Annotated in this window: 12 protein-coding genes; 11 read left to right on the top strand and 1 reads right to left on the bottom strand. The window is 61.8% G+C overall.

Annotated elements, in window-relative coordinates; all coding sequences use genetic code 11:
* Positions 1 to 62: 62 nt before the first annotated feature.
* The 7 genes from PQQ52_RS07410 to PQQ52_RS07380 all read left to right on the top strand — a co-directional run bounded on the left by PQQ52_RS07410 (position 63) and on the right by PQQ52_RS07380 (position 7,650).
* A complete protein-coding gene (locus tag PQQ52_RS07410; protein ID WP_408208559.1) occupies positions 63 to 758 on the top strand; it encodes a DNA alkylation repair protein in 696 nt (231 codons plus the stop codon).
* Positions 759 to 1,089: 331 nt separating this feature from the next.
* Complete coding sequence (locus tag PQQ52_RS07405) at positions 1,090 to 3,480, top strand: HAMP domain-containing protein (RefSeq protein WP_408208556.1); 2,391 nt, start codon at positions 1,090 to 1,092, stop codon at positions 3,478 to 3,480.
* 55 nt (positions 3,481 to 3,535) lie between these two features.
* Positions 3,536 to 4,270, top strand: coding sequence for a methyl-accepting chemotaxis protein (locus PQQ52_RS07400; RefSeq protein WP_408208553.1), 735 nt, complete (start codon positions 3,536 to 3,538; stop codon positions 4,268 to 4,270).
* Positions 4,267 to 4,806 carry a hypothetical protein gene (locus tag PQQ52_RS07395; protein ID WP_408208550.1) on the top strand — a complete coding sequence of 180 codons (540 nt, stop codon included), beginning with the start codon at positions 4,267 to 4,269 and terminating at the stop codon, positions 4,804 to 4,806. Before PQQ52_RS07400 ends, PQQ52_RS07395 begins: the two co-directional genes overlap by 4 nt.
* A gap of 20 nt (positions 4,807 to 4,826) precedes the next feature.
* Positions 4,827 to 5,192 (top strand): response regulator, encoded by a 366-nt coding sequence (locus PQQ52_RS07390; RefSeq protein ID WP_028196001.1) that lies wholly within the window; start codon positions 4,827 to 4,829, stop codon positions 5,190 to 5,192.
* Between the two features lie 241 nt (positions 5,193 to 5,433).
* Positions 5,434 to 6,300, top strand: a complete 867-nt coding sequence (locus PQQ52_RS07385) for a class II glutamine amidotransferase (RefSeq protein ID WP_408208641.1) — start codon at positions 5,434 to 5,436, stop codon at positions 6,298 to 6,300.
* A 183-nt stretch (positions 6,301 to 6,483) separates the two neighbouring features.
* The gene (locus PQQ52_RS07380; RefSeq protein ID WP_408208547.1) at positions 6,484 to 7,650 is read left to right on the top strand and encodes a porin; all 1,167 of its coding nucleotides are present in this window, start codon (positions 6,484 to 6,486) and stop codon (positions 7,648 to 7,650) included.
* Between the two features lie 122 nt (positions 7,651 to 7,772).
* On the opposite strand, the gene PQQ52_RS07375 is transcribed toward PQQ52_RS07380, so the two are convergent.
* Entirely contained in the window at positions 7,773 to 8,738 is a 966-nt protein-coding gene (locus PQQ52_RS07375; RefSeq protein ID WP_408208544.1) for a LysR family transcriptional regulator, read from the bottom strand.
* A gap of 238 nt (positions 8,739 to 8,976) precedes the next feature.
* On the opposite strand from PQQ52_RS07375, the gene PQQ52_RS07370 reads away from it, so the two are divergent.
* Genes PQQ52_RS07370 through PQQ52_RS07355 form a run of 4 tightly spaced genes read left to right on the top strand, consistent with a single transcriptional unit; the run spans position 8,977 to position 13,774 of the window.
* Positions 8,977 to 10,314, top strand: a complete 1,338-nt coding sequence (locus PQQ52_RS07370) for an MFS transporter (protein ID WP_408208541.1) — start codon at positions 8,977 to 8,979, stop codon at positions 10,312 to 10,314.
* Positions 10,315 to 10,324: 10 nt separating this feature from the next.
* Positions 10,325 to 11,104 (top strand): SDR family NAD(P)-dependent oxidoreductase, encoded by a 780-nt coding sequence (locus PQQ52_RS07365; RefSeq protein WP_408208538.1) that lies wholly within the window; start codon positions 10,325 to 10,327, stop codon positions 11,102 to 11,104.
* 34 nt (positions 11,105 to 11,138) lie between these two features.
* On the top strand, positions 11,139 to 12,866 hold the full coding sequence (ilvD, locus tag PQQ52_RS07360; RefSeq protein ID WP_408208535.1) for a dihydroxy-acid dehydratase: 1,728 nt from the start codon (positions 11,139 to 11,141) through the stop codon (positions 12,864 to 12,866).
* Positions 12,863 to 13,774, top strand: coding sequence for an NAD(P)-dependent oxidoreductase (locus tag PQQ52_RS07355; protein ID WP_408208532.1), 912 nt, complete (start codon positions 12,863 to 12,865; stop codon positions 13,772 to 13,774). The genes ilvD and PQQ52_RS07355 overlap by 4 nt, the downstream gene beginning before the upstream one ends.
* The last annotated feature ends 28 nt before the right edge of the window (positions 13,775 to 13,802 follow it).

Genomic DNA, 13,802 nt, shown 5'->3' with positions numbered 1-13,802 from the left:
GATAGAAGACCCGACCGGCATCCACCGGATGCACGCGGTCTCAATCGAGCGAACATTACGCCATGACACCCAACGCTTTCCGCAAAGAAATCAAGGCCGCGCTCGCCCCGCACGCCGAGGCACAGCGCGCTGTCGCCATGCGCGCGTATATGCGAGACAACTTTGACTTCATCGGTGTGCCGACACCGTTGCGGCGGCAGGCGGTCTTGCCAGTGTTCAAGCGCTTACCGGTGGAAAATGCCGAGCACCTGCTCGCGTGTGCCAACGTCCTGTGGTCCATGCCGCAACGCGAGTATCACTACGTGGCCGCTGACCTGTTAGCACGCAAATGGAAGGCGCTGGCGATTGCAGACATCGCGCATCTGCTCACGCTCGCCCAGCGCAACGCCTGGTGGGATTCGATCGATCCGCTGGCGGGCGTGGTGGGCGATGTGCTGAAAGCCGCGCGAGCGCAGACGCCGCAGGCGCAGGCTTCGATGGATGCGGCGCTTCAGCATGAATCGCTGTGGGTTCGGCGCATTGCGATGATTCATCAGCTCGGCTGGCGTGATCAAACCGATGAAACGCGCTTGTTCGGTTATGCGTGTTCGCTTGCCGGGGAAAGCGACTTCTTCATTCGCAAAGCGATCGGTTGGGCGTTGCGCGACTATGCATGGCACGCGCCTCAAGCGGTGAGTCGCTTTCTATCCGGATCACGGGACATCTTGTCGCCGCTCACCTTGCGTGAGGCGGCGAAACATCTGCCGCCGATCGGCTGACGCGTCGAGCACTCATCGTCTTCGAACCAAGTCCACGCCATGCGCCGACGATCGGACGGCATTCCAGTCTTGGCGCGCAATGTGTTGGAATGGCGACAGCACACAAAATTAATGGGCCTTGATTAACGGCGTTAAAACTAAAAAACTTTAGAAATATATTTAACGTCTTCTGCGCTACTCAAAATAGTGTAGTCATCGCTTAGTAACATGACTCAGCAATACTCAGCAAAGCTGCAAGCACGACCAGGCTGCAGGTATCACCCAACACTTTGCAAAAAACGCGCTGCCCCGATCGAGGGCCGACGCAAAAGGCCATCCGCGGGGGTTTCACATGACTATCCGTCATCGCATTACGCTATTGGTTGTCTTGATGTTTGTCGCCTTATTGGCGATTGGCGGTTACGCCGTCTATCAGACGCGCGGCAGCGCAGCCGAAGTGCGCAAAGTGACCGAGGGTGTTGTGCCTAGCGCGCTTGCTTCGGCTGACCTCGTTTCGCAGGTCAAAGACGTGCAACTCGCCACCATGACGCTCGTCTACGCGCCAGACGCCAATATGGTCGCGCAGGCACAAGACGAACTGAAGAAGAAAAAGGCCTCCTTGCAGCAGGCCCTCGCGCTGCAGGGTAAAGACGCCGCGAGCCACGCCCAGCAAGGTCTCGTTTCCCAGGCCAACGACAGCCTCGAGAACTACTTCGCAGCTATCGCCGAGACAGCGAAAATGAAGGCCGACGGCAAGAACGAACTCGCGCAAGCGTATCTGTTCGCCAACGTCGCGCAATATCGCGACGAGCTCGAAGGTATTGTCGAAACGCTCCGCGTCGAGAAGAACCGCCAGAAGGACGAGGCGATCACCGCACTGAACGCCACGCTCGCCACCATCACGACGGCTATCGCTGTCGTCACCGGTATCGCGATTATTCTGCTGACCTTGATCGGATCGCTGCTTTACCGTCAGATCACCCGCCCGCTCAGCCGCATGCAAGCCATGATGAGCGAGATCGCGTCGAGCCAGGATTTCACGCGCCGTGTGCCGGTGGGCCGGTTAGATGAGATCGGCCATTCGATCGTCGCCTTCAACGGCATGATCGAAAAGATCCAGGAAAGCTCGGCGCAACTCAAGCAGAAAACCGCCGACATTCAGGCGATGTTGCAGAACATGCAGCAGGGTATTTTGACGGTGATCGACGGTGCAGTGGTCCACTCAGAGTACTCGGCGTATCTGGAAGACATCTTCGAAACGAAAGACATCGCCGGGCGCGGCCTGATGGATCTGGCTTTCTCGGATACCGATCTCGGCTCGGACGTGCTCTCGCAAGTCGATGCGGCCGCGCATGCGTGCCTCGGCGAAGACTGCATCAACTTCGCGTTCAATCAGCATCTGCTGGTCGGCGAAATTTCGAAGCGCATGGCCGATGGCCGCGTGAAGATTCTCGACCTCAGCTGGTCGGCGATCACGGACGAAAACGACGTCATCGTGCGTTTGATGCTGTGCGTGCGCGACGTCACTGAATTGCGCAAGCTCGCTGCGGAAGCCAGTGAACAGCGCCGCCGTCTCGACATGATCGGCGAGATTCTTGCAGTGAGCGAAGAGAAGTTCCATCACTTTATCGAAAGCTCCGCGGGCTTTGTCAGTGAGAACGAGCGCATTATCCGTAAGCATTCGGAAGCGGACCATGCGGCGATCGCCGAGCTGTTCCGCAACATGCACACCATCAAGGGCAATGCGCGCACCTATAACCTGGCGCATCTGACCAACGTCGTCCATGAAACCGAGCAGAGCTATCACAAGCTGCGCCAACCGGATGCGGACCGTTCGTGGGATCAGGAACATCTGATGCGGGAACTGACGCGCGTGCGCGAGGCAATCGAGAGCTACGCGAAAATCAACGAACATAGCCTTGGCCGTAAGGGCAACGCTGGAGCGAACAGCGCTGGCAACACTTACCGCTACGTGATGGTCGAGAAAGACCAGATTCAGCAGACGCTGAGCATGCTGGACAAGACGAACGCCAGCGAACTCCACGAATTGCAATCGATGCGCGATGCGATGCGCCAAACTCTGCGCGCGCTCGGCAACGAAAGCGTGCGCGAGGCGCTGTCCGGCGTGCTGGACTCGCTGCCTTCGCTCGCGAAAGAACTGGGCAAACCGGCGCCGATCGTGCGCATCGACGACAACGGCTACCGTCTGCGCGGTCAGGCAGGCGGCACGCTGAACAACGTGTTCATGCATCTGTTACGCAACTCAATGGATCACGGTATCGAAACCGCCGAGGTGCGCAGCGCACACGGTAAGACGCCGGCCGGCACGATCGATATCGAAGTGGGTGTGGACAAGCGGGCACTGCGGATCACGCTCAGCGACGACGGTCACGGCCTCGCGCTCGAACGGATCCGCGGCATTGCCGTCGAGCGCGGCTGGATCGGCAGCGACGAACAATTGAGCGACGAAGCCATCGCCGAGTTCATTTTCCGGCCGGGTTTCTCAACCGCTGCAACGGTCACGGAAGTGTCGGGCCGTGGCGTGGGGATGGACGCCGTGCGCGACTTCCTCAGGCGCGAGAACGGCCACATCGAACTGCGTTTTACCGACGATCACAGGGGCGCCGCGTTCCGCCAGTTCCAGACCATCGTCTGCCTGCCGGATAGCGTCGCCGTCGATATGCTGGGTATCGAAGCGCGTGGCGATGCCGGCGAACTGCAACTTCACGCGATGACAGATTGAACGGTGGTCGAACGCTGATTGACGCGCTTCGCGACAGACTTCGGAAGGATAGGTTGTGATTCAACAGTATGTATTGGCGGCAGTGGCAGGCAGCGCGGTAACCGCGCTGCTGGCATGTGTCGCGCACAAGTTGCAAAGCACGAGGCTGACGGCACGGCTGCGCGCCGAAGCGAACGCACAGATCAAAGCGTTGTCGGCGGAATACGCGGAACATGGTGAAGCGATCCGCAAACACGAGCAGGCCGCGCAAGAGATGGAAGCACTGGCCGCACAGTTGCGCGACGAGCTGATGCAGCAATCGGCCAGCGTCGAAGCGCTGCGTGCAACGCTGAAAGCAGCGACAGACGAACAAGACCAGTGGGCGCAGCAGGCGCGACAGATTGTCGGCGAGGCCGCGCGTCTGAAGAGCCTCGGCGCAACCTTCGAGCGGTGGCACGAGCAGATGATCTCGCTGATGACGCAGAACCATGACATGCACGCGAAGAATCAGGAGCTGTCGTCGATCGTCCGGCACGTGGTGATCGTTTCGCTAAATGCCTCGATCGAAGCCGCGCGCGCGGGTCCGGCGGGACGCGGCTTCGCGGTGGTGGCCAGCGAAGTGCGGGCGCTCGCGGCGCGTTCCGAGGAGTTGTCGAAGAGCTATCGCGACAGTTTGCATCGCAACGACCTGACCACCACCTCCACGTTCCAGGACATCCAGGCGGGCGGCAAAATGATCGCGGCGTCGCTCTCCAGCGTCGAGTCGCTCGCCAATCAGTTCCACGCGAAGCTGCATCAGGTGTCGATGTGATCACAGGCAACGCGAAGGATAGCTTCGAGCGCATTTTTCGCAAGGCGGCGCAGACGCGCTTGCCGCAGGATGCCGGCGATACGTGCGAGATTGTGCCGTTCGCCGAGGCCGGCACGGGCGCGACGAAGGACACACAGGTGGTCGTGCTGACCATCTCGTCGATCGTGTTCAGACTGCTGCTGATCCTGCACTTCGACGAAAACGGCAGCACCCGCGACTACTACCTGAAAGAAATCGATGAGCGGCCGTTTCAGGAAGTCTTTCTGGAAATCTGCAATCTGTGCTGCGGCGCGATGAATCAGGAACTGCTGCGTTATTTCCCGGACCTCGGCATGTCGACGCCTTATGTATTGAGCGCGCGTTGTCTGGGGCATCTGTCCGGATTGAAGCCGGGTTTGCTGTCGTCATATTCGATCACGCTTAACGGTTCCGCGCAGCTTGCCGCGACGGTATGCGTGTGCGCGCATGCGCCGATCGACTTCGTGGCGGACACGGACGCAATCGAAGAAACCAGCGGTGAGCTTGAGTTGTTCTGAAAGTTGTCATAGGAAAAAACATGTCGAAAATTCTGGTGGTGGATGATTCGAGCACGGTGCGCGACGAAGTGGCCGGCTTTCTGAAGAAGAACGGTCTGGACGTCGACACAGCGGTGGACGGCAAGGACGGCCTCGCGAAACTGAAGGCCAGCCCCGGCATCAAGCTGGTGATCAGCGACGTCAACATGCCGAACATGGACGGCCTGACGATGGTCGAGAAGATTCGCGGCGAACTCGCGAACACGACCGTCAACGTTATCATGCTGACGACCGAGAGCAGTCCGGCGATGAAAGAGCGCGGCAAGGCGGCAGGGGTGAAAGGCTGGATCGTCAAACCGTTCAAGGGCGACGCAGTGCTGGAAACGTTCCGCAAGCTGGCGAGCTAGACGCTGCATGCATGGCGGATCGGCCAAAGGTGAGGGTTTTCGGGAGCCCGCGCGCCGGTGATTTGCAAAGCATGATTCGCTATAACGGCGGTGATTGAAACACGCTAGTCTCCCAGTGAATGTGAACGACTGGGATGACACGTGATGGCCGCGAAAACTTCAAAAAGCGCTGGCGCCGCAACCGCGGATGTCGTCACGTTCCCGCACGTTCCGGCGCAATGGGCATAGGGCGGCCGCGGATATGTGCCAATTGCTCGCCCTCAGCTGCGCCGAACCCACTGACGTCAGTTTCTCGCTGACAGGCTTTGCCGCACGCGGCGGCCTCACCGACCATCATGTCGACGGCTGGGGCGTGGCCTTCTATGAAGATCGCGCGTGCCGCGTGTTCGTCGATGAAAAGCCCGCGTATCAGTCGCCGGTAGCGGAGTTTCTGAAGAGCTATCCGATCAAGTCGCGCAATGTCGTCGCGCATATTCGCAAGGCGACGCAAGGCGGCGCAAGCGTGGAAAACTGCCACCCGTTCATGCGCACGTTGCGCGGCCAGCAATGGGTGTTCGCGCATAACGGCGACCTGCAACCGCTTGGTGAGTCAGAGCAAGGTCCGTATGCGCCGGTCGGCACGACCGATAGCGAAGCGGCGTTCTGCTTCATCATGAATCGCCTTTACGCGCATTTCGCCACTTACGCAGACACGGATGTGGACCCGGACACGGATGACATCGACGCCGTGTTCCAGGTGATAGAGCAGGCGACACGCACACTAAACCCGTATGGCATTTTCAACTTCGTGCTTTCGAACGGCACGGCACAATTCGCATATTGCTCGACGCGTCTGTCGTACGTGATACGTCACTGGCCGTTTTCGAGCGCGCGTCTCGTCGACGGCGATCTGACAGTGGATTTCGCCGAGCGTGGCACGCCGGCCGATCGCACGGCGGTGATCGCCACCACACCGCTTACCGATGAAGTATGGACCGCCTGCAAACCGGGCGATCTGCTGATGTTCCGCAGCGGCGCGCTGGTGCAGCGCGCGCATGTCCCTGTTCCCGCAGAAGTCCTCGCGACCTCGAAATACGCACTCTCCGAATTGTCCGCCGTCCCGGCGTGACGTCACGCCAATAAGCACGCCAATAAGCACGCCGATGATCACGCCAATACGTGGCCTTAGAAGCAGCCACGCGACTGTCGCTTTCATATTCATCGAAGAATTAGTTCGTTTGCCGACGCAAATTCCTCTCGTATCGTTTCGCCAGATTTAAACAAATAGAACATTGATACGGGAACTCAAGAAATGAAACGTCTTTCTCTCCTAGCATTGCCTGCTGGTCTTCTGTTTGCTGCCGGCGCTCAGGCGCAAAGCAGCGTCACGCTGTATGGCATCGTCGATGCCGGTATCGCTTATGTGCATAACGCACAAGGCGCGAACGGCCAGAATCAGTCGTCGCTCGTGAAGTTCAGCAGCGGCAACCTGTCCGGCAGCCGCTGGGGCCTCAAGGGTACTGAAGACCTGGGCGGCGGTCTCGCCACGGTGTTCCAGCTCGAGAACGGCTTCAACGTCGGCACGGGTGCACTCGGCCAAGGTGGGCGCGAATTCGGCCGCAAGGCGGTGGTCGGCTTGTCGAGCGGCACGTGGGGTGCGGTCACGCTGGGGCGTCAATACGACCCAATCGTCGATCTGGTTCAAGGCCTCACGGAAGACAACTACTTCGGCGGCGTGTTCGCCACGCCCGGCGACCTCGACAATTACGACAACAGTCTGCGCGTGAGCAACTCGGTCAAGTATGTGAGCCCGGTGTTCGCCGGCTTCCAGGCGGAAGCGTTGTACGGTGTGGGCGGTGTGGCCGGCGCGACCGGCAACGGTCAGACGTACAGCTTCGGCGCGGGCTATGCGAATGGTCCGCTGTCGCTCGGCGCGGGCTACTTCTACGCGAATGGCGGCAACACGACCACGGCGAATGTGCGCACGTGGACCAGCAGTTCCGATTCACTGTTCAACACGGTGATCAATGCGGGCTTTGCGAGTGCGAAGTCGATTCAGATCGTACGCGTCGGCGGACAGTACGTAGTCGGCGCGGCAACCATCGGCGCGGCTTACTCGAACACGCAGTACGCAAACGATGCGTTCTCCGCGTTCCGCGACACGGCCAAGTTCAACAACGGTTCGTTGTTCTTCAACTATCAGATCACCCCGGCCCTGCGCGCCGGCGTGGGCTATAACTACACGTCGCTCACCGGCCCGAGCTCGGCGCACTACAACCAGGTCAACCTCGGTGCGGATTACGCGCTGTCGAAGCGCACCGAACTGTACGCGCTGGCGGGCTACCAGAAGGCGAGCGGCAACACACTGAACGCGAGCGGCAAGGTGGTGAGCGCGCAAGCCTCGATCGGTAGTTACGGCGTGAATTCAGGGACGGACAGCCAGGAATTGGCGATCGTGGGCATTCGCCACAAGTTCTGATTGCCTGGTTGAACGAGCCGGTTGCCGTGATGGCGGCCGGCTTTCCGAATGCCTTCAAAAAGTTCAAAGGTGAGAACATTCGGGAGCCGACGGGTAATCAGCGACACGTGAGCCCACACGCATCATTCCGCCTCACCATCCAGCAATTCCGACGACGATTCCCGCAAGCACTCGCTGAACAGATCCGCCGCCGGCGCGGAGGTGTCCGCGCGCCACACCAGTACCACTTCACCTAACGGTTCGAGCGGTGCGAGCGGCAGCACGCGCATGCGTCCACGACTCACGTGATGCCGCGCGATCGATAGCGGCAGGATCGACACGAAGTCCCCCCCAATCAGCAGCGACAGATTCAATGTCAATGAACTCGATTCGACCGCGCCGCGATCGAGCGGGATGCCTTGTCCCGCGAGCGTCTCGGCCAAGGTAGCGAAAGCGGGTGAACCTCTCAGCGGCGTAATCCAGCGCGCCGAGCGCAGATCGTTCCAGCTCACCGGCATATCCACCTTGCCGAGTGGATGGCTTGCGCCCACTACGAACACAAAGGGCTCGCGATGCAACGTCTGCTGACGCAACAAGCCCTGGTTGTCGGCGAGCCGGTTACGGCCCAAGGCGAGATCGAGCTCGCCTTCGTCGAGCATCTTGATCAGCTTGTCGAGCGTCGCTTCTACAAACGACAGTGTCGCCGACGGCGCGCGCCGCATGAACAGTTCGACCGCATGCGCGATCAGCGGCTGCGGAATCGTTACGACGGCGCCGAAGCGCACGTGACCGGCGGTGCCGGTGGTCAGCGCGCTGACATCGCGGCGCGCCAGTTCGATGTGTCGCAGGACTTCCCGGCCGCGTGCGGCCATCACCTTGCCGATGCTCGTCAACTCGACCGCGTTGCCGACCCGTCGGGCGACCGGCACGCCGAGCGCTTCCTCGATTTCACCGATCTGCTTCGAAATGGCCGGCTGTGTGACGTGGAAGGCGGTCGCAACCCGCGTCACCTGGCCGAGCTCCGCGAGGCTCACCAGGATACGCAGATGCGGCAGCTTCAGTCCGCTGCGGAAGAAGCGATCGATTGCGTCGTTTTCGGTGGTTGCCATGTGTGTTTTACCCGGCAGACATAACTGAATGGTAATGACTTTCGCCAAAACAGTGATTTGCGGTGCGACGCTCAATCCGGCTAATCTCCAATATCGGCTGGACGGTAGAGCGTGAAGCAAGTGGGTCGAGCATAGCAGCCAGGCTTCGATCGCATGACTCAGGGTATAACCGGAGTCCCTCCACGCGCCGCATCGCCGCGACCACAGCGCGCATTCAAGCGCGCGGAAGGAGACAAGCATGAGCACCCCTCTATACGGCGGCGCCGAACGGCCCGCTGTGCCCAATAAACCAGCGGAACCCGCGGAATCCGCAGAACGCATGGCGCTGTATCGCAAGCTCGCCTGGCGCATCGTGCCGTTTCTGTTTCTCGCGTTCATCGTCGCGTATATCGATCGTGTGAACGTGAGTTTCGCCAAGTTGCAGATGCTCACGGATCTTTCGTTGAGCGAGACCGTGTACGGCGCGGGCGCGGGTATCTTCTTTCTTGGCTATTTCATCTTTGAAGTGCCGAGCAATCTCATCTTGCATCGCGTCGGCGCACGCGTCTGGATCGCACGGATCATGGTCACGTGGTCGATCGTCTCGTGTCTGACGATGTTCGCGAGCGGCGCGACCTCGTTTTACGTGCTGCGCTTTCTGCTCGGCGTTGCCGAGGCGGGTTTCTTTCCCGGCATCGTGCTGTATCTGTCGACGTGGTTTCCGTCGAACCGGCGCTCGCAGATCATCGCGCTGTTCATGGCGGCGATTCCGGTGTCGGGGGCGATCGGCGGCCCGGTGTCGGGCTGGATCATGCAGCAACTGGCCGGCGTGCATGGGCTAGCCGGCTGGAAGTGGCTGTTCCTGATCGAGGGGATCGCCTCGCTGGTGGTGGGCATCGCCGCGTTTTTCGTCTTGCACGATCGCATCGAGTCGGTGAGCTGGCTGAACAAAGAGGAAAAGGCACTGCTCGCGTGCGACCTCGAAGCCGACGCGCAAACGCGTGCTCATCAAACGGTGCGGGGCGCGTTCACCAATCCGAAAGTCTGGTTGCTCGGCCTGCTGTACTTCTGCATCGCGATGGGCAACTACGGCCTGGTCTTCTGGCTGCCGACCATGATCCGCGCGAGCGGTGTGGTGAGCGTGGCGAATATCGGCTTGCTGTCGGCGGTGCCGTCGCTGATCAGTGCGGTCGCGATGATCCTGATCGCGCGTCACGCCGACAAGCACGACGAGCGGCGCAAGCACGTGGCCGTGTGTGCGGTGCTGGGTGCCATAGGCATGCTGGCTTCGGTACTGCTCGGTCAACACGTATGGCTCTCGATGGCGGCGCTGGTGGTCGCGGCGATCGGCATCAATTCGATTGCGCCGGTGTTCTGGGGCATCCCGACCGCGCTGATGGGTGGCGTGGGCGCCGCGGCGGCCATCGCGGTGATCAATTGCACCGGCAATCTGGCGGGTTTCGTGAGCCCCTACGTGATCGGTTTTCTGAAAGACGCGACCGGCACCTTGCTGCCCGGCATGATCGTGCTTGCCTGCGCGCTGGTGCTGGCCGCCGTGATCGTGCTGGCGATGCCGGCCGCGCGCAAAACAGCATAAGGAGAGCAGGATGACGCAGCAGGTCTGTATGGTTACCGGCGCGGCCACCGGCATCGGCGCGGCCACCGCGTTGCGCTTTGCGGGCGCCGGTTGGGCGGTGGCGATCGGTAACTTCGACGACAGCACGCGCGAAGCGGCGTTGACAGTCGAAGCGCAATGCAAACAACTCGGCGCCGAGACGCTGGTGTTCGACGTCGACGTCGGTTCCGACGCCGCGTGCGTGAAAGCGGTCGATGCGGTGGCCTCGAAGTGGCAGCGCATCGACGCGCTGATCAACTGCGCCGGCACGACGCGCTTCATCCCGCACGGCGATCTGGCCGCCGTCGACGACATGGAGTTCGAGCGCGTGTATCGCGTGAATCTGATCGGCATGTTTCAGATGACGCGCGCCGCGGTGCCCGTGCTGCGCGATTCATCGACTGCTTCGCACAGCACGGCGGTGATCAATATCTCGTCGCTGGCCTCACTGAACGGCACGGGCTCCTCCATTGCGTATGCGGCTTCGAAGGGCGCGGTCAATACGCTGACCCTCTCGCTTGCCCGCAATCTCGCGCCGCATATCCGCGTGAATGCGCTGGCGCCCGGCATGGTGGATGATGGCTTGCCGCGTCGCGTGCTGGGCGAAGAGGCGTACGCGAAGATCGTCGACAGCATGACGAGTGTCGCGCCGCTCAAGCGTGTGTCGCAGCCCGGCGAGATCGCCGACCTTGCCTGGTTCATCGTCGCGCATGCGCCTTCGATGACCGGTCAGGTGATCGCCGCTGAGAACGGCATGTTGCTGAACGGCTGAACGCACGGCATCTGGATACGTATAGGAAAAAACCATGAGCAATCTCCACAAACACCGCTCGCGCACCGTCACCGAAGGCATCACACGCACGCCGCATCGCGCGTTCCTGCGGGCGACCGGCATGGACGACGCGGCGATCGAAAAGCCCTTCGTTGCGATTGTCGATACGTTTGGCGAAAACACGCCGTGCTCGATGTCGCTTGCGGCCGTGTCCGACAACGTGCGCCTCGGCGTCGCGGCGGGCGGCGGCGTGCCGATTCGTGGCTCGGCGATTTCGGTGTCGGACGGCACCTCGATGAATCATTCAGGCATGCGTTTTAGTCTCGTGTCGCGCGAGATCATCGCGGACAGCGTCGAGGTTTTCGTGCGCGCGCATTGCTACGACGCGTTCGTCGGCGTGGCCGGTTGCGACAAAACGCTGCCCGGCATTCTGATGGGCATGGTGCGGGTGAACGTGCCGGGCGTATTTCTGTTCGGCGGCGCGATGCTGCCGGGCATTGCGCCGGACGGCACGCAGGCGACGATTCTGACCGCGATCGAAGCGGTCGGCGCGGCGCAACGCGGCGACATGTCGCTTGAAACCTTGCGTGGGATCGAAAAGCGTTGCACACCGGGTGCGGGTTCTTGCCCTGGACAATTCACGGCGAACACGATGGCGATGGTCGCCGAAACGCTCGGTCTCGCGCCGCTCGGCTCGGCGATGGTGCCTGCCGTCTACAGCGAGCGCATTGCAATTGCGCGCCGTGCCGGCGAAACGGTCATGAATACGCTGAAAAACGGCGGCCCGCTGCCGCGCGATCTGGTCACGCGCAAGAGCCTGGAAAATGCGTGCGCCGCCGTGGCCGCCACCGGCGGTTCGACCAACGCGGCGCTCCACATTCCAGCGATCGCGCACGAAGCGGGCATCCGCTTTACGTTGGACGATGTGTCCGAGGTGCTGGCCCGCACGCCGTTGATCGGCGATCTGCAGCCGGGCGGCAAGTATCTCGCGCTGGATCTGTATCACGTGGGCGGCGTGCCGGCGGTCCTGAATGCGCTGCTCGCAGGTGGTTTCCTGCATGGCGATACGTTGACGCAAACCGGCGAAACGCTCGAGACCGCGTTGAAGGCGTTCGCGGGCCCGGATGGCCGTGTCGTCCGTGCGCATAACGAGCCGCTAAGCGAGAACGCGGGGTTGGTCGTGTTGCGCGGCAATCTCGCACCGGATGGCGCGTGTCTGAAAACCGCCGGCTTGAAGTCCCTGGTCTTCAGTGGTACGGCGCGCGTGTTCGAAACCGAAGAGGCGTGCATGTCGGTCGTGTCGAAGCGCACCTATCAGGAAGGGGACGTGCTCGTGATCCGCAACGAAGGGCCGAAGGGCGGCCCCGGCATGCGCGAGATGCTGAGCGTGACCGCGGCGATCTACGGTCAGGGGATGGGCGAAAAAGTCGCGCTGCTGACCGATGGACGCTTCTCAGGCGCGACGCGCGGCATGTGTATCGGCTACGTCGGACCGGAAGCGGCGGCAGGCGGTCCGATTCGTTTGCTGAGAGACGGTGACCGGATTCATATCGACGCGCACAAAGGCACGCTCGATGTCGAACTGAGCGATGAGGAACTCGCGCGGCGCGCCAGCGAGGCCGTGCCGTTCACACGGGGTCGCCTGGGCGGCGTACTGGAGAAATACGAAGCGCTGGTGCGGCCGGCGAATCTCGGCGCGGTGACCCACTCGGGCGCCGTGGAGTGGCCATATGAAGCGTCGATCGGTGAGGATGAGGCATGAGCGCCGGCGTCGCGCCGGATGCGCCGCGTGTCGGTTTTTGCGGCATCGGCAAGATGGGCGAGCCGATGGCCTGGCGGTTGCTCGCGGCCGGACACGCACTGCGGGTGTGGAATCGATCGTCGGTGAAACTGGCGGCGCTGGCAGCAGAGGGCGGTATCGTCAGCGACTCGCCTAGGCAACTGGCGGAGGCAAGCGATGTTGTGATGCTGTGTCTCGGCGATGGCCACGCCGTTGAAGAAGTCGTCTTCGGTGAACAGGGGCTTGCGCATGCGGCCGCCGCACCGCGCTTTCTGATCGACCATTCGACCATCGCCCCCACCGAGACCCGGCGCCTCGCCCGGCGTTGGCACGAACTGACCGGTGGCGCGTGGATCGACGCGCCCGTGTCCGGCGGTACGGCAGGCGCGGCGGCAGGCACGCTCGCGATCATGTGCGGCGGCAGCGCGAACGATATCGCCGGGGTCGAGCCGCTGCTGCGCGCCTATGCTTCGCGTGTCACGCGCATGGGCGCCACCGGTGCGGGGCAAGCGACCAAGCTCGCGAACCAGGCGATTGTCGTGACGACCATCGCGGGTATTGCTGAAGCCTGCGTTCTTGCTCAGCGCGCCGGCATCGACGCCGCTGCGATACCGGCCGCCTTGCAAGGCGGCTGGGCCGATTCGGTGCTGCTGCAAACCTTGATGCCACGCATGCTGACGCCGCCGTCGAGTCCGTCGGGCACGATCAGAACGATGCTGAAGGACCTCGACGCAGTGGCGGAGTTGGCGCACGAGGCTAACGCGCCGCTGCGCGCCGTCGGCGAAGTGCGCAAGCTGTTGCAGGAAGCTGTCGAACAGGGACTCGGTGATGAAGACGTCTCGCAGATCGTTAAGGTTCTGCTCGATCAGCGCATGACGCATGAGTCGTGAGTCAGCAACGAGCACTACGCAGGAGACA

The sequence above is a fragment of the Paraburkholderia sediminicola genome, assembly GCF_046030555.1.
Lineage (GTDB): Bacteria > Pseudomonadota > Gammaproteobacteria > Burkholderiales > Burkholderiaceae > Paraburkholderia > Paraburkholderia sediminicola_E.
Note: the sequence above shows the minus strand (reverse complement) of the source record. Positions and strands in the feature narration are given on the sequence as shown.